Source organism: Sneathiella sp. P13V-1, from assembly GCF_015143595.1.
Classification (GTDB): Bacteria; Pseudomonadota; Alphaproteobacteria; order Sneathiellales; family Sneathiellaceae; genus Sneathiella.
Genome location: NZ_WYEU01000001.1, coordinates 220,704 through 235,573, shown reverse-complemented (window position 1 = coordinate 235,573; position 14,870 = coordinate 220,704). Strand labels below are relative to the sequence as shown.

The 14,870-nt window shown below is 49.5% G+C and carries 16 protein-coding genes and 1 other RNA gene; 11 read left to right on the top strand and 6 right to left on the bottom strand.

The features are described from left to right. Window positions 1–49: 49 nt before the first annotated feature. From GUA87_RS01160 to GUA87_RS01150, 3 genes are all read left to right on the top strand, one after another. Window positions 50–796: a 3-deoxy-manno-octulosonate cytidylyltransferase gene (locus tag GUA87_RS01160; protein ID WP_193714698.1), complete on the top strand. Its 747-nt coding sequence runs from the start codon at window positions 50–52 to the stop codon at window positions 794–796. A 62-nt stretch (window positions 797–858) separates the two neighbouring features. Beyond that, entirely contained in the window at window positions 859–1,719 is an 861-nt protein-coding gene (locus GUA87_RS01155) for a prephenate dehydratase (RefSeq protein ID WP_193714697.1), read from the top strand. Between the two features lie 86 nt (window positions 1,720–1,805). Continuing rightward, window positions 1,806–2,369, top strand: coding sequence for a VUT family protein (locus GUA87_RS01150; protein WP_193714696.1), 564 nt, complete (start codon window positions 1,806–1,808; stop codon window positions 2,367–2,369). Between the two features lie 467 nt (window positions 2,370–2,836). On the opposite strand, the gene nudC is transcribed toward GUA87_RS01150, so the two are convergent. Then, the gene (nudC, locus tag GUA87_RS01145) at window positions 2,837–3,760 is read right to left on the bottom strand and encodes an NAD(+) diphosphatase (RefSeq protein ID WP_193714695.1); all 924 of its coding nucleotides are present in this window, start codon (window positions 3,758–3,760) and stop codon (window positions 2,837–2,839) included. Between the two features lie 112 nt (window positions 3,761–3,872). Between nudC and ffs the strand changes: the two genes are divergently transcribed. The 4 genes from ffs (at window position 3,873) to recR (ending at window position 6,834) form a co-directional block, all read left to right on the top strand. Next, window positions 3,873–3,968: signal recognition particle sRNA small type (ffs, locus tag GUA87_RS01140), an RNA gene on the top strand. A gap of 86 nt (window positions 3,969–4,054) precedes the next feature. Next, on the top strand, window positions 4,055–5,890 hold the full coding sequence (locus GUA87_RS01135) for a DNA polymerase III subunit gamma/tau (RefSeq protein WP_193714694.1): 1,836 nt from the start codon (window positions 4,055–4,057) through the stop codon (window positions 5,888–5,890). A gap of 13 nt (window positions 5,891–5,903) precedes the next feature. Further along, window positions 5,904–6,227, top strand: a complete 324-nt coding sequence (locus tag GUA87_RS01130) for a YbaB/EbfC family nucleoid-associated protein (RefSeq protein WP_193714693.1) — start codon at window positions 5,904–5,906, stop codon at window positions 6,225–6,227. A 10-nt stretch (window positions 6,228–6,237) separates the two neighbouring features. Continuing rightward, a complete protein-coding gene (recR, locus tag GUA87_RS01125) occupies window positions 6,238–6,834 on the top strand; it encodes a recombination mediator RecR (protein ID WP_193714692.1) in 597 nt (198 codons plus the stop codon). Here recR and GUA87_RS01120 read toward each other — a convergent pair. Beyond that, on the bottom strand, window positions 6,827–8,032 hold the full coding sequence (locus tag GUA87_RS01120) for a DNA recombination protein RmuC (RefSeq protein ID WP_193714691.1): 1,206 nt from the start codon (window positions 8,030–8,032) through the stop codon (window positions 6,827–6,829). The genes recR and GUA87_RS01120 overlap by 8 nt on opposite strands. Window positions 8,033–8,154: 122 nt before the next feature. On the opposite strand from GUA87_RS01120, the gene def reads away from it, so the two are divergent. From def to truA, 3 genes are read left to right on the top strand one after another with little or no spacing between them, the layout of a single operon-like run. Next, window positions 8,155–8,676 carry a peptide deformylase gene (gene def / locus GUA87_RS01115; RefSeq protein ID WP_193714690.1) on the top strand — a complete coding sequence of 174 codons (522 nt, stop codon included), beginning with the start codon at window positions 8,155–8,157 and terminating at the stop codon, window positions 8,674–8,676. A 5-nt stretch (window positions 8,677–8,681) separates the two neighbouring features. Then, on the top strand, window positions 8,682–9,605 hold the full coding sequence (gene fmt, locus GUA87_RS01110; RefSeq protein ID WP_193714689.1) for a methionyl-tRNA formyltransferase: 924 nt from the start codon (window positions 8,682–8,684) through the stop codon (window positions 9,603–9,605). Then, window positions 9,605–10,342, top strand: coding sequence for a tRNA pseudouridine(38-40) synthase TruA (truA, locus tag GUA87_RS01105; RefSeq protein ID WP_193714688.1), 738 nt, complete (start codon window positions 9,605–9,607; stop codon window positions 10,340–10,342). The genes fmt and truA overlap by 1 nt, the downstream gene beginning before the upstream one ends. Here the strand turns inward: truA and GUA87_RS01100 are convergent. Then, entirely contained in the window at window positions 10,336–10,917 is a 582-nt protein-coding gene (locus GUA87_RS01100; protein ID WP_193714687.1) for a hypothetical protein, read from the bottom strand. The genes truA and GUA87_RS01100 overlap by 7 nt on opposite strands. A 1-nt stretch (window position 10,918) precedes the next feature. Further along, on the bottom strand, window positions 10,919–12,094 hold the full coding sequence (gene dapE / locus GUA87_RS01095; protein ID WP_227711642.1) for a succinyl-diaminopimelate desuccinylase: 1,176 nt from the start codon (window positions 12,092–12,094) through the stop codon (window positions 10,919–10,921). 126 nt (window positions 12,095–12,220) lie between these two features. Here dapE and GUA87_RS01090 point away from each other — a divergent pair, with 126 nt between their 5' ends. Next, window positions 12,221–13,144: a DMT family transporter gene (locus tag GUA87_RS01090; RefSeq protein WP_193714686.1), complete on the top strand. Its 924-nt coding sequence runs from the start codon at window positions 12,221–12,223 to the stop codon at window positions 13,142–13,144. Here the strand turns inward: GUA87_RS01090 and dapD are convergent. Then, window positions 13,141–13,986, bottom strand: a complete 846-nt coding sequence (gene dapD / locus GUA87_RS01085; RefSeq protein WP_193714685.1) for a 2,3,4,5-tetrahydropyridine-2,6-dicarboxylate N-succinyltransferase — start codon at window positions 13,984–13,986, stop codon at window positions 13,141–13,143. The two genes, GUA87_RS01090 and dapD, sit on opposite strands and share 4 nt — an antisense overlap. Window positions 13,987–14,073: 87 nt before the next feature. Continuing rightward, complete coding sequence (locus GUA87_RS01080) at window positions 14,074–14,769, bottom strand: pyrimidine 5'-nucleotidase (RefSeq protein WP_193714684.1); 696 nt, start codon at window positions 14,767–14,769, stop codon at window positions 14,074–14,076. Window positions 14,770–14,870 lie beyond the last annotated feature (101 nt).

Sequence of the window (14,870 nt, the reverse complement as noted above, 5' to 3'; positions counted from 1 at the left end):
ATATCTGCCTTTTTGACACAGTCTGACACGAAAGATTAAGAGATAATCCATGCCGAACACGAACAATCCTGTTGTGGTGATCCCAGCCCGTATGGCGTCCACAAGACTACCAGGAAAACCATTGGCTGACATTGATGGTGCCCCGATGATTGTGCAGGTCTGGCGCCGGGCCATGGAAGCAGATGTGGGACCGGTTGTGGTTGCCGTATCTGAAGAAGAGGTGGCCGATGCCGTTCGAAATGCTGGTGGGCTGGCGATTATGACAGATCCAGACCTGCCTTCAGGATCAGATAGGGTGTATCAGGCCGTTCAGAAATTTGATCCAGATGGAAAGCATGACGTCATCATAAATTTGCAGGGTGATTTACCGCAATTGGATCCGGAGGCCGTGAAAGATGCCGCGGAGGCGCTGAAAGTAACTGATGCAGACATCGCAACTCTAGTTGCAGAAATTAAAGATCCGGCAGAGTTGGATGACGATGCGGCTGTAAAGGCTGTGGTGAGTTTGAAAGAAGGGGAGAAATATGGTCCTGCCTTGTGGTTCAGCCGCCTTAAAACCCCATGGGGGGAGGGGCCTCATTATCATCATATCGGGATTTATGCCTATAAACGCGCTGCGCTTCAGGCCTTTGTCGCCTTACCACCGTCGCCGCTTGAGCTTCGTGAAAAACTGGAACAGCTCAGGGCATTAGAGGCTGGGATGCGAATTGGTGCAGCATGCGTTGACACCGTGCCGCTTGGTGTTGATACTCCCGAGGATCTAGAGAGAATGCGGGAAATATTTAGCGGCCTCTAGAAATGACCAACAAGTAATCGATATACAGTAACGCCTAAAGATAAAGAAACCAGGATCGGATTATGACCACGCCAGAACCAGAAAATTCAATCGCCTTTCAGGGTGTCCCGGGTGCTTACGGACATTTGTCCTGTAAAGCGGTGTTTCCAAACATGGAAGCGGTGGCGTGTGAAACTTTTTTGGACGCCATCACGCTCGTTCGTGAGGAGAAAGCCAAATATGCTATGATCCCCATTGAAAACTCATTGGGCGGCCGCGTTGCGGATATTCACCATTTACTGCCTGAATCGGGTCTTTATACAATTGGTGAACATTTCCAGTCTGTTCAACATCAGTTGCTTGGTGTCAAAGGCGCCACCCTTAAAGATGTAAAGGCGGTGCACAGCCATGAACAGGCTTTGTCTCAGTGCCGCAATTTCACCCATGAGCTTGGTATTGAGCCGATCATTCATGCAGATACGGCCGGATCTGCCAAAATGATTGCTGAGATGGGGGATAAGACCCAAGCCTCAATCGCTTCCAGCCTCGCTGGAGAGATTTATGGTTTGGATGTTTTGCGCGAACGTGTGGAAGATCGTTTGGGTAACACAACACGCTTTTTGATTCTCTCCCGTGATCGCATTGATCCTGGCATGAAAAGCGGCCCTTGCATGACAAGTTTTGTTTTCCAGGTAAGAAGCCAGCCAGCGGCCCTTTATAAAGCACTGGGCGGATTTGCCACAAACGGGATCAACGTAACCAAACTGGAAAGTTACATTACCGACGCCAGTTTCGAAGCAGCGCAGTTCTATATTGATGTAGAAGGGCACCCGGATGAGGCACATCTTTCCCGCGCGATTGAAGAGTTGCAGTTCTTTTCAGCTAAATTGAAGCTGCTTGGAGTGTACCCTGCGCATCCATATCGCAAGGAATACAGCGCTTAACGCTTGATCCCGGGCGAAAATCAGAATATAAGCGCTCCCAAATTTACGCGCTTTGGGAGCGCTTTTTTATTTGTAGGACGTATTTGATGGAAACCGTATCCAAAACCACATCAGCGCAGCGTGTTTTTCTTCTGCTTGGTGTTGTCGCTATGGCGATTGTTGTGACCTCTTCCAATATTCTGGTGGAAATGCCGATTAATGATTGGCTGACATGGGGGGCGCTCAGCTATCCGTTTGCGTTCTTGGTAACTGACCTTACAAATCGCGCGCTTGGTCCAAAGAAGGCACAAGTTGTTGTGTTCGTTGGTTTTGTGGCTGCGGTCATCATGTCTCTATGGCTTGCTGATACGCGTATCGCAATCGCCTCCGGTTCAGCCTTCTTGACTGCCCAGCTTCTGGACGTGTTTCTGTTTGACAAATTACGCCGTGGTTCTTGGTGGAAAGCTCCGATTATCTCTTCTTTCTTCGCGTCTTCTGTGGATACAGTAATTTTCTTCTCCCTCGCTTTCGCAGGCACAGGTCTTCCATGGATGACATGGGCGCTGGGCGACTATGGTGTGAAACTTGCGATGATCGCAGTGTTGATCATTCCGTTCCGTGGTCTATTAAAATTCACAGACCCATTGACATTGGCCAGTACTGCCCGATAAAGTTTTCGAACAAAAAAAAAGGGCTGCGCGGCAACGCAGCCCAAGTAAGGGAGGAAACGCCCTCATTGAGGGCAGTCAGTGTGTGTGTGCTGACAAGGACTATATTGCACCTGCGAAATGATATCGCAAGTGCAATTTTTCTTTTTTTGCCGACTTTTTTTCCAAAAAATAAATTCTGCTCGCGAAATAAGCTGATTGATTAATTAGTAGGCGTGAAATGCCGAAAATTAGCCCATTTCGTTACTTTTCTGTGATTTACTTCAGCGTTTGAAATCAAGATTTTTCGATGGAGATTTGAAGATTCAGAGAAAATGGCGCGGCAAAATCTAAATCAAATTTTTCTAAAATTGCTGCATTGCAACAAATCAATAATCTAATCGCTTTTTGAGTTCTTTAATTTCCAAAAGAAAAGGAAGATTGATCAATTTGAACAATCTTCCTTGATTCCTGTTGATTCGCGGATTTGGTTAGTCGCTTTCGGCCCAAGCCTTTGCAAGTTGGTGAGCAATCGCGAGCGGCGGTGACATGCGCGGTGTTTCCCGGGTTAAGGATTTTGCCAGCATGTCTTGTACTTCGGATTTTGTGAACCAGCCCGCATCCGCCAGCTCTTTTGGGTCAAGTGTGATTTCTTCTGTCAGAGCTTCGGCAAAGCAGCCGATCATCAGTGATGATGGATAGGGCCAAGGCTGAGATGAATGGTAGGTAACCTCGCCCACCTGAACACCTGTTTCCTCAAATATCTCGCGGCGCACCCCTTGTTCAATGGTCTCACCCGGTTCAATAAAGCCGGCAAGCGCGGAATATTGCTCTTTTGGGAAGTGGGGGCCATACCCGAGAAGGCATTTGTCATCCTTCACAACCATCATGATGGCAACAGGGTCCGTACGTGGGAAGTGAGGGGCGTTGCAGTCTTCACTACTGCATTTTCGTGAATAGCCAGCTTCCTGCACCTTAGAAGGTTGGCCGCAAACTGAACAAAACTTGTGATTGTCATGCCAGGCGATCATTGAACGTGCTTGCGCCAATACACCGGCTTCATGTGAATTCAGCTGAGCAGAAATGGAACGGACATCAATAAACTTCCCCCATCTTTCATAAGGAAGTGTTTTCGGGTTTTCCATTTCAGAGACATCTACGGCGAAATGCGAAACACCTTCCAAGATGCCCAAAAAGATAACTGTGGCATTGTGCTCAACGAATGATTTGACCTCATCGTAAGGGCGCCAGCAAATCTCTGCGCCTTCTCCAAGGTTGATCAGTGCTTTGAGCCGATGCATGGGAAGCCATCGACTGTCGGATTTTTGTTGTTGTTCTGCAAGCCAGTTGGCATCACCACGCAAGTGACTTGCCCGGTCAAAGCTATTACCGGTGAAGACGAGTGGATTATTCATGATGGTTTTGACTTTGGCATAACTCCCTACTGGTTGTAAATGCAGCATTCGGTCAAAAAAAATTGCAGAAAAAGGCTTGCTATTCCCACAAACATATCAGATATAAGCGGTGGAAGGCTGGTGATGGGCGTGCCCCTCGCCAACCCGGTCAGGTCCGGAAGGAAGCAGCCGTAACGAGTTTTGGTGCGGGTCGTTGCCAGTCTTCTTGAAATCCCCACAAAAAATCTCTCCAAACACAGCTTGAAGCTGCGCATAAATCTTTGATCGACTTGGTCTGTCTGTTATGCTGCGGACATGTCTGAAGAAGAGCAAAAAACAGCCTATCGTGTTCTGGCGCGAAAGTACCGCCCGTCCAACTTTGACGATCTGATTGGCCATGAAGCCATGGTCAGAACGCTTTCCAATGCCTTGGAGGCTGGCCGCCTGGCGCACGCCTTTGTTTTGACAGGAACAAGGGGTATCGGCAAAACAACGACGGCGCGAATCATCGCGCGTGGTCTCAACTGTATCGGGGCGGACGGTAATGGCGGTCCGACGGTCCATCCTTGTGGTGTCTGTGAAAACTGCGTGGCGATTGCCGAAGATCGCCATCAGGATGTTCTTGAGATGGACGCCGCCAGCCGTACTGGAGTGGATGATATCCGTGAATTGATTGATGGGGTTCGGTATTTACCTATCAATGCACGGTACAAAATCTATATCATCGACGAAGTGCATATGCTGTCGAAAAACGCGTTCAATGCGCTTTTGAAGACGCTGGAAGAGCCACCAGAGCATGTGAAGTTTATCTTTGCGACGACAGAAATTCGTAAAATTCCTGTAACGGTTTTATCGCGTTGTCAGCGGTTCGATCTAAAAAGGGTCGATGCAGCAACGCTCGCGGATTATTTCGGAAAAATCGCAGAAAAAGAAAATGCCAGTGTCTCAGAAGAGGCATTGGCACTGATTGCACGCGCGGCGGAAGGGTCCGTGCGTGATGGCCTGTCACTTCTTGATCAGGCAATAGCCCATGGTGATGGGCATGTGGATGCGGATCAGGCCCGCGACATGCTGGGTCTTGCGGATCGGTCCCGCATGCTGGATTTGCTGGATGTGGTGTTTCAAGGAAACATTGCTGAGGCGCTCGATATATTACGTGGCCAATATGACCGCGGCGCAGACCCAGTTGTTATCATTCAGGATCTGTTGGAACTAACACATTGGATGACAGCTTTAAAGGTTACGCCGGAAGCAGCGAACAATGTGGCGGTGAGCGGCGGGGATGTCACTCGTGGTCAGGAGATGGCCGGAAAACTTTCCATGCCGGTTTTGGCACGTACCTGGCAAATGCTTTTGAAAGGTTTGGATGAAACACGGCGGGCTCCAAGTGCAATTGCTGCGGCTGAAATGTTGTTGGTGCGCTTGACTTACGCCAGTGATTTACCAAGTCCGGGTGATCTTGCCCGTCAGGTTCAGGATGGAAATGTAACGAGCGGAGGGGCGCCTTCTCCTTCTAGTGGAGGCGGAGTACCTAATGGAGGTCCAGCTGCGCGTATGGGCGGCAGTGCTGCGGCACTTGCGGTTTCAAATCCAGCCCCCACACCAGCACCCACATCTGCACCAAGGGCTCAGTTAAAGATTGTAAATGACACCCTACCTGAAGAAGTGGCTGTGGAAACCCCTGCACCGCAAGTGGAAGAGCCTGTCCAAAACATGGTGCCTGATGCCCTTCGTAATATGGATGATGTGGTGGATCTGCTGCAAGACCGCGCGGATGTGATGTTGAAGGGGCAGGTGATCAATTTCGTTCGCCCTGTAAAATTTGACAAAGGCTATCTTGAATTTAGCCCGGCACCCGGAGCACCAGTTGATCTGGCGGCGAAGTTGGGACGTCGCCTTCGTGAAATTACAGGGGAGCCTTGGCAGGTTGAACTGTCTGCTGACGCGGAAGGGGCACCAACCGTTGCGGAAAAACGCCAATCGGACCGTGCGGCGATGCTTGCTGCAGCGGAGCGTCACCCGCTGGTACAGAAAATCAAGGATACCTTTAATGGGGCGACAGTTGTTGAAGTGCGCGACTTGTCCCCCGATATTGATATGGAATTTGGTGGCGCAGACATGCCCATCGACGCAGATGAAGTATTTGAGTAGTGGAGAAAGCTAAATGAAAAATCTCGGCAACCTGATGAAGCAGGCCAAACAGATGCAGGCCAAGATGGCTGAGATGCAGAAGGAACTGGAAACCCATGAGCTGACGGGTGAAGCTGGCGCCGGTATGGTGACGGTGACCTTGAACGGCAAAGGGGATATGAAAGGCCTTACCGTAGATCCAAAGCTCATTGATCCGGAAGAAGCAGAAATGCTGGAGGATCTGATCAAGGCGGCGCATGCTGATGCGCGGGCGAAAGTTGAAGCCTATACACAAGCACAGATGAAAGAAATGACCGGTGGCCTGGATCTGCCACCTGGCATGCAGATGCCATTCTAAGGCTTAATACATGGCAAATTCCGAAATTGATCAGCTGGTTCAGTTGATGTCAAAAATCCCCGGGTTGGGTGCGCGGTCTGCAAGGCGGGCGGCGCTGCATCTTATTAAAAACCGGGAAACCTTGCTGGTGCCTTTGGGAAATGCCATGTCGTCTGCTGCTGAACATGTAAAGAGCTGCAGCGTTTGTGGAAATCTGGACACCTCAGACCCCTGTGCCATCTGCCTTGACGGATCGCGGGATATAACCACCATATGCGTGGTTGAGGATGTGTCCGACCTTTGGGCGCTGGAACGGGCCGGGGCTTTTAATGGTCAGTATCATGTATTGGGGGGCACCTTGTCCCCATTGGATGGTGTGGGGCCGGAAGAGCTTCGCGTTGAGGAGCTTTTGGAGCGGGTCCAGGCGGACAATGTTCAGGAAGTGATCATTGCCCTAAATGCCACGGTAGACGGGCAGACAACAGCCCACTATCTGACCGATCGACTGGAGGAAAATCCTGCAAAAGTGAGCCATCTAGCCCATGGTGTCCCGGTCGGTGGGGAGCTTGATTATCTGGATGATGGCACCCTCGCGACGGCGCTTAAATCTCGCCGAAGCCTTACCTAGAACCGCTCAGCATATCAGGCGGAGAAGAAAGTAATTCCTCGTCAGAGGTGTCTTCGCCGAGCTGCAGGTCTTCTATTTTCTCACCGCGGCTGACAATTTTTCGGCTGGATGTTTCGATATCAGCGATGTCCTTGGACGCTTGCGCAAAGTGACGGGATAGATTGTCCACACGTTTATCAAGCCGATCCACATCTTTCAAAAGAACACCAACCTCTTTCTGAATAACTCCGGCCTGTTCTCGCATTTGGCTGTCTTTAAGAACCGCGCGAACAGTGTTTAGCGTTGCCATCAGCGTCGTCGGGGAGACGATCCAAACGCGGGCCTCATATGATTTTTGCAATATCTGGGGGAAGTTCGCATGAAGTTCCGCGTAGACAGCTTCGGAGGGCAGGAATAGTAGCGCCGATTCTGCGGTTTCCCCATCGATGATGTATTTTTCACTGATATCAGTGATGTGTTTGGTCATGGCCGTAATAAAGGCCCGCTTTGCATTGTTGAGTGCACTGTCATCCTCAGCGTTCCGGAGTAGGTGATAACTTTCCAGCGGAAATTTGGCGTCTACCACAATGGGGCCAGGCGGGTTTGGAAGGCGAATAAGGCAGTCAGCACGGCGGCCATTTTCAAGTGTCACCTGAAAATCATATGCCGACGGTGGCAACGCGGCGGAAACGAGGTCATTGAGCTGAATTTCGCCAAAAGCGCCGCGTGCCTGTTTATTGGCAAGAATATCCTGCAAACCCACAACTTGCGTGGACAGGTCAGTCAGGTTCGCCTGCGCTTTGTCGATGACGGCCAGTCTTTCTTGCAAGTCACTTAAGGATTTATTTGTTTTCTCAGTAGATTGGGTCAGATTTTCCCCCAATAGCTGAGAGACTTTATCGAGCCGTTCCGCAAGCGTGCGACTGGTTTTGTCGGTGTTTTCGGCCAGACTGTCCCCCAGGCGTTTGGAGACGGCATCCAACCGTTCCGCCAGCGTCTTGTTAATTTCACTTTGGCCTGTCGCACCATCAGATGACATTTGTTTCAACTGACCTTCAAGTTGCGCTTGCTGATTTAAGAGGGTTTCAGTAAGCCGGGTCAGGTTTTCACTGTTCGTAGTGGCGTTTTGGATCATCTGCTCTGACTTGGAAATCTTTAAGATCGCCAGACCAACCGCGATAGCCAGAATAACCACCAGACCGATCAATACATATTCCATCAAAGAAACCCCTGCCCCTATATTGGATTATCCGCATTAATCTTGACCTTTTAGCCGCGGAGTAATACCTACTGTGTGACTTTATTTAAGAACCATTTTAACTGTTGGATTTAGTTTAGACCATGGCCCTTTTGCCGATTATCACAGCCCCGGATCCCTTCCTCAAGACAATTTCAGAACCTGTCGCTGAGGTGAACGATGAAATTCGCAAGCTGGTGGACGATATGTTCGAAACCATGTATGCCGCGCCGGGTATTGGTCTGGCAGCCATTCAGGTTGGCGTGCAAAAACGGGTTCTGGTTGTCGATATCGTTGGTAAAAACGACGAAGGAAACAAGCCGCAGCCGATTGCCATCATCAATCCTGAAATTACCTGGGTATCTGACGATGACAGCGTTTATGAGGAAGGTTGCTTGTCCGTGCCTGCCCATTACGCAGATGTGGTTCGCCCGGCAGAGATCAAAGTAAGTTATCTGGATGTTGACGGGAATAAACAGGAACTACACGCGGATAGTCTGCTTGCGACCTGTATTCAGCATGAGATTGACCATCTGGATGGTATTCTGTTTGTAGATCATCTCTCCGCGCTGAAACGCAACATGATCCTTCGTAAACTTCTTAAACAGAAAAAACAGGCGAGCTAAATCCGATGTCAGGTCTTCGGCTGGCGTTTATGGGGACGCCCGATTTCTCCTGCACAGTTCTTCAAGCACTGCTTAACTCTGAGCATGAAATCGTTTGTGTCTATTCACAGCCGCCAAGACGCGCAGGGCGGGGTAAGTCATTGCGGCCTACACCTGTCCACAAATTGGCAGAAGAAAATGGCATTGAGGTCCGCACCCCGCTTTCTTTAAAAGACGAGCAAGAGCAGGCTTATTTCACCAATTTGAATTTGGATGCCGCGATTGTTGTGGCCTATGGATTATTACTTCCAAAAGCCATTCTTGATGCCCCAAAATATGGATGCCTTAACATTCACGCGTCCTTGCTGCCACGCTGGCGCGGTGCGGCGCCGATCCAGCGGGCGATCATGGCAGGTGATCGGGAGACCGGTGTTGGCATCATGCAAATGGCGGAAGGCCTGGATACCGGGGATGTCTTGTCGGAAGCCCGCACACCTATTCATGCGGATACGACAGCAGGTAGCCTTCATGATGATCTGGCGGAGCTTGGCGCAAATTTGTTGCTGGAAACACTTCCTGTTATCGGAACAGCAGATGCAGACCCGCAAGTGCAACCCGACGAAGGTGTGACTTACGCCAAGAAAATCGACAAGGCAGAAGCCAAGATTGACTGGCGGAAGAGTGCGGAAGAGCTCAGCTGCCATATTCGCGGGCTAAGCCCGTTCCCGGGTGCATATTTTGAAAAAGACGGTACGCGGGTCAAGTTGTTGAATGTGGAAGTTGTGGAGGGCTCGGGAGCCCCGGGCTCCTTGGTCGATGATCAACTGACCGTGGCTTGCGGGGAGGGCGCGCTAAAGCTGACATTGTTGCAGCGTGCTGGAAAATCCCCAATGGATACCAAAACGTTTCTTAACGGATATCCGCTGAAAGCCGGTGAGGTTCTTGAGTAATGCCACGCTATAAGGTGACCATTGAATATGATGGAACGGGACTTGTCGGCTGGCAACGGCAGACAAATGGTCCTTCGGTTCAACAGCATATTGAAGAAGCCATCTTTAAATTCACCGGTGAAGATGTCCGTATTCAAGGGGCCGGGCGCACCGATGCAGGGGTTCACGCCTTGGGGCAGGTGGCCAGTTTTGACCTGACGAAAGATCATTCTACGCGCACTGTTCGAAATGCTATCAACCAACATACGAAACCAGCAAAAGTGGCGATTGTAGAAGCGGAATTGGTAGATGATGAGTTTAACGCCCGGTTTTCGGCAACCGCGCGGCATTATCTCTATCGCATTATTAATCGCCCAGCACGCCTGACGTTGGACCGTGGTTATGCCTGGCATGTGCATCAGGATCTGGATCATGAATTGATGCATAAAGTGGCGCAGCATCTGGTAGGGAAACATGATTTTTCCACTTTCCGGGCGGCGGCATGTCAGTCGAACAGTCCGGTAAAAACCTTGTCACGACTTGATGTGAACCGCGAAGACGAGGAAATTCAGGTGCGGGTTTCTGCGCCGTCATTCTTGCACAATCAGGTGCGCGCAATGGTTGGTAGTCTGTCTTTGGTGGGCATGGGTCAGTGGTCAGAGCAGGATTTTCTGGATGCAAAAGAAGCTCGTGATCGTCAGCGCGGCGGCCCAAATGCACCACCTTATGGATTGTATCTAACCGACGTTGATTACTGAACGGCAGGTTTTAGGAAAATCTGGATCGCAGCCATGTTGATCAGGATTGCAATGGCGAACTCCATAAAGCAGATACCCATCGCAGCTGCGGGATCAACAGGCAAGGCAAAACGGATCACCATATAAAGGTAGAAATAACTTCCAAAGAAGAACAGTAATCCTAAGACACTGTTGCCTTCAGTTCCGAGCACTGTAAGCGTGACTGTAGATAAAACAGTCCAAACCACATAGACGGCTAGTTGTGCCCAATTGTAGATAATAATGAAACTTGGAAGCGCACCGGACAGACCCATCGATCTGGTAATGATTAGCATTCCGCAGAAAAAGAGGAAGATACTGGGCAAGATGGACGCGGCAAAGCCAAATGTTTCAGCAACGCCAACATGTTCCAGGCCTGCCAGGTTAAACTCCATGGATTTTCCAATAAAGTTTAAGCCCAGCATGATTGGAATTGCGATAAAGGAAAACCAAAAGCCATCGGCGCTTAAGTTGAAATACTCATTCGCGCTTTTGTCTCGCTTCAGAATTCTGAAACAGCCTTGAAGGGCATATTGAATTTCCTGCCATCGCGTCATGTTAGTCGCCAAAATATCCGTCTAGAACACTTTCATATATATTGGCGAGTGCATTGATATCTGCAACGGCAACCTGTTCATCAATTTTATGCATGGTTTGGCTGATTAACCCAAACTCCGCTACAGGGCAGTAATTCTTGATAAAGCGTGCATCTGACGTCCCGCCGGTTGTCGACATTACGGGTTTTTGACCGCTGTGTTTTTCAATAGAAGCGGCAATCAGATGGCTGAAATCGCCTTCTTCCGTCAGGAACGGTTCAGAATTTTTCTGAGCATCCAGATGATATTTCGCGCCTCTTTCCTCGGCCACTTTATCAAGTGTTTCCCGGATCAAGCGGTCCAACCCATCCAAACTGTGATGCGTATTGAAGCGGATGTTGAAGGTTGTTTTCGCAGACTGTGGAATCACATTCGTCGCCGGGTTGCCCACATCAATGGTGGTAAATTCAAGGTTGCTTGCCTGAAAATGCTCGCTTCCCTGATCCAGCACTAAATGATCCAGAGCAGACATCATTGCCACAAGGTGCGGAATTGGGTTGTCCGCAAGATGAGGGTAAGCAACGTGGCCTTCCGTTCCAAGGGCGGTAAGATATCCGGTAAAGGATCCACGGCGCCCGATTTTCACCATCTCACCCAGCTGATTTGGATTGGTGGGTTCCCCAACGATACAATGATCAATCCGCTCCCCATTTTCGGCCATCCACTCCAGCACTTTGCGGGTGCCGTTGATGGCGGGGCCTTCCTCATCACCTGTAATCAGGAAACTGATGGAGCCTGGGATCTTTCCATCTTTGGCTTTAATGACCCGCTGGGCAGCGGCAGCAAAGCAGGCGATGGCCGCTTTCATATCAGCTGCGCCGCGGCCGATTAACATGCCATCCTTGATGATGGAGCCAAATGGATCAACTGACCACTCGCTCAGCTCGCCGGGCGGGACAACATCTGTATGTCCTGCAAAACAGAAGTTTGGCGCTTCTGTGCCGTAGCGCGCATACAAATTATCAACGTCAGGCGTGTTCTCATCCGAGAAGACAAGGCGCTGACATTTGAAGCCGAGCTTTTCAAGAGCCGCCTGTAAGACATCAAGGGCACCGGCATCTTTTGGGGTGACACTCGGACAGCGGATAAGATCCTGCGTCAGGGTCACTTCATCTATATCATCAAGGTAACTCATCATTTGAGTGTTACTCCCCTCAATGGCTTCGGTCAATGGCGTTAGGGCAATATTCTTGACTATATAAATCATCTATGTAGAAGTGGAATTACTCACCGGATCAAATCCCTCCTTTCGAAAGTCACTGCGATGTCATCCCCAATTGGCGTACAGAGTAATAATCTGCATGGTATTCTGTTTATCAGTGCGGCCATTTTCATGCTGTCCTCAATGGACGCGGTGGCGAAGTGGTTGGTGGAGGCAGACTATTCCGTATTTCAGATCCTGTTTATCCGCGCCTGTATCAATTTCGTGATCCTGTCTACGCTAATGCCGTTTATGGGCGGTATTGATCTGATTAAGACGAAACGCTTTGCCGCACACGGTATTCGGGGTTTTTTTGGATTTTGGGCGCCAGCCCTGTTCTTCAGCGCCTTGCAAAGTATGCCCATCGCCGAAGCGACGGTGATTTTCTTTATCTCCCCCTTTGTGATGACAGCAATTTCTGTTCCGTTATTTAAGGAGCAGGTGGGTATTCACCGGTGGGGAGCTATCATTGTTGGTTTTTGCGGTGTTCTCTATGTGATGCAACCCACCAGCAGTATTTTTAACCCCGCGGCATTTCTGGTTTTGGGATCCAGCCTTTGTTATTCTTTCCTGATGCTGGCAAGCCGCTGGCTTGGACAAACGGATAAGACATTTACAATTGTCTTCTATGTAACCTTCTGGACGGCCATTTTTACAGGCGTCATTGTTCCGTTTGTCTGGAAGCCGATCCCGCTGGAACATGTTGCGGTTGTTGGCTTGATGGCGCTTTTGTCATTGGCGGGGAACTTCTTTATCGTCCGTGCCTTTACCATTGGCGAAGTGGGTGTCATCACGCCGTTTGAATATTCTGGCCTTCTTTGGGCGGTATTGTTTGGCATGTTCTTCTTTGATGAAATTCCAGGGCAGCATGTCTGGATTGGTGTCGGAGTTATCTTGTTAAGCGGCCTCTATATGGTTTACCGCGAGAATAAAAAAAGGCCCGCCCCGAAAGGCGAGCCTGAAGATCAAAACGTTTCGGCGCCTTAGTCACGCAGCAGATCGTTGATATCTGTTTTTGCACGTGTCTGCTCGTCCACTGTTTTAACGATAACCGCACAGTAGAGGCTTGGTCCTGGCTCTCCATTTGGAAGTGGTTTGCCTGGCAGGCTACCTGGAACCACAACGGAGTAGGCCGGAACACGGCCGATATGGATTTCACCCGTTTCGCGGTTCACGATTTTTGTGGAAGCGCCGATGAATACACCCATGGAAAGCACAGCACCAGTTTCAACGACCACGCCTTCCACAACTTCAGAACGGGCGCCAATGAAGCAGTTGTCTTCAATGATAACCGGGCCAGCCTGAAGTGGTTCGAGAACACCACCGATACCAACACCACCAGAGAGGTGAACGTTTTTACCGATCTGCGCGCAGGAGCCAACAGTTGCCCATGTATCAACCATGGTACCACTGTCCACATAGGCGCCAAGATTTACAAAGCTTGGCATCAGGACAACACTTGGCGCGATATAAGCGCTGCGACGAACGATTGTGCCTGGAACTGCACGGAAACCAGCTTCTTTGAACTCTGTGTCGCTCCAGCCTTCAAACTTGCTTGGAACCTTGTCCCACCAGTTTGTGTTGTTTCCCGGGCCACCTGCGATTGCTTCCATGTCATTGAGACGGAAGGAAAGAAGAACGGCTTTCTTTAGCCACTGATTAACCTGCCAGTCACCATCCACTTTTTCGGCAACACGTGCGCTGCCGCAGTCCAATGCGTTCAGGGCTTCTGCCACGGCATCGCGGACTTCACCTGTGGTCGCGGTGGAGATATTCTCACGATCATCCCACGCTTTTTCGACGACCGGTTGCAATTCGAAAAGGCTCATTATTTTCCCTCGGGGTTTTCTTGTAAAATGTTGCCCAAAAACATAGCGACACGGGACCGCAAGTCAACTGCCGATCCCGCTGAAATACTAACTTTTGGCTGGTTTATCGCTTACTAGATCTGTAAGCCATTGAGATAAATCGTCTGCAACATAATGAATATGTTCCCCTTCCGACTGTTCATGAGACCAATGGGCTTTATTTGGGATCCATACTGTCTTCATTCCCAGATCATGCGCTGGTTTGAGATTCTTTGCCATATCTTCAAAGAAAACGGATTTAGTCGGATCAATATCGAATTCTTCCAAGAATTTTTTGTAAACCGACATCTCCGGTTTCGGAATAAAATCCGACTGGTGAATATCAAAAATATCATCGAAGTGATGATCAATGCCGATCTGTTTGGAAATGTTTCGGGCATGGGCATCGGAGGCGTTGGTGAAAATTACTTTTCGCCCGTCTAACTGGTCTAGTGCCTCATTAAGTTTGATATCTTGCTCGATATGATCAATCTCCAGATCATGCACATACTCAAGATAGGCCGCTGCATCCATTCCATGACGATGCATAAGTCCGTTCAGGGTCGTCCCATATTCCGAAAAGTATTCTTTCTGGATTTTCTTGGCTTCATCATACTCAACCTGAAGGTATTGAGAAACGAACTCTCCCATCTTTTTGTCCATCTGTACAAACAGATCACAGTGGGAGGGATACAGAGTGTTATCCAGATCGAAAATCCAGACATCAATATGGTCAAAATCTTGCCAGTTGGGTTTTTTTATCATGACGTCAGTAAAGCGATCTTTTCAGATTCAAGCAAGATTTTAAGCTGAATGTTTCTTTTTTAAGAGCCTGTTAAGCAGAAACTTCTAGTCTTACGACTTCT

Excerpts from the sequence above, each read along its gene's own strand:
- truA (WP_193714688.1), top strand. The coding sequence starts at position 9,605 with ATGCCACGCTATAAGGTGACCATTGAATATGATGGAACGGGACTTGTC.
- GUA87_RS01150 (WP_193714696.1), top strand. The coding sequence starts at position 1,806 with ATGGAAACCGTATCCAAAACCACATCAGCGCAGCGTGTTTTTCTTCTG.
- def (WP_193714690.1), top strand. The coding sequence starts at position 8,155 with ATGGCCCTTTTGCCGATTATCACAGCCCCGGATCCCTTCCTCAAGACA.
- fmt (WP_193714689.1), top strand. The coding sequence starts at position 8,682 with ATGTCAGGTCTTCGGCTGGCGTTTATGGGGACGCCCGATTTCTCCTGC.
- GUA87_RS01135 (WP_193714694.1), top strand. The coding sequence starts at position 4,055 with ATGTCTGAAGAAGAGCAAAAAACAGCCTATCGTGTTCTGGCGCGAAAG.
- GUA87_RS01080 (WP_193714684.1), bottom strand. The coding sequence starts at position 14,769 with ATGATAAAAAAACCCAACTGGCAAGATTTTGACCATATTGATGTCTGG.
- GUA87_RS01160 (WP_193714698.1), top strand. The coding sequence starts at position 50 with ATGCCGAACACGAACAATCCTGTTGTGGTGATCCCAGCCCGTATGGCG.
- dapD (WP_193714685.1), bottom strand. The coding sequence starts at position 13,986 with ATGAGCCTTTTCGAATTGCAACCGGTCGTCGAAAAAGCGTGGGATGAT.
- GUA87_RS01120 (WP_193714691.1), bottom strand. The coding sequence starts at position 8,032 with ATGGAATATGTATTGATCGGTCTGGTGGTTATTCTGGCTATCGCGGTT.
- recR (WP_193714692.1), top strand. The coding sequence starts at position 6,238 with ATGGCAAATTCCGAAATTGATCAGCTGGTTCAGTTGATGTCAAAAATC.
- nudC (WP_193714695.1), bottom strand. The coding sequence starts at position 3,760 with ATGAATAATCCACTCGTCTTCACCGGTAATAGCTTTGACCGGGCAAGT.
- GUA87_RS01155 (WP_193714697.1), top strand. The coding sequence starts at position 859 with ATGACCACGCCAGAACCAGAAAATTCAATCGCCTTTCAGGGTGTCCCG.
- GUA87_RS01090 (WP_193714686.1), top strand. The coding sequence starts at position 12,221 with ATGTCATCCCCAATTGGCGTACAGAGTAATAATCTGCATGGTATTCTG.
- GUA87_RS01130 (WP_193714693.1), top strand. The coding sequence starts at position 5,904 with ATGAAAAATCTCGGCAACCTGATGAAGCAGGCCAAACAGATGCAGGCC.
- GUA87_RS01100 (WP_193714687.1), bottom strand. The coding sequence starts at position 10,917 with ATGACGCGATGGCAGGAAATTCAATATGCCCTTCAAGGCTGTTTCAGA.
- dapE (WP_227711642.1), bottom strand. The coding sequence starts at position 12,094 with ATGATGAGTTACCTTGATGATATAGATGAAGTGACCCTGACGCAGGAT.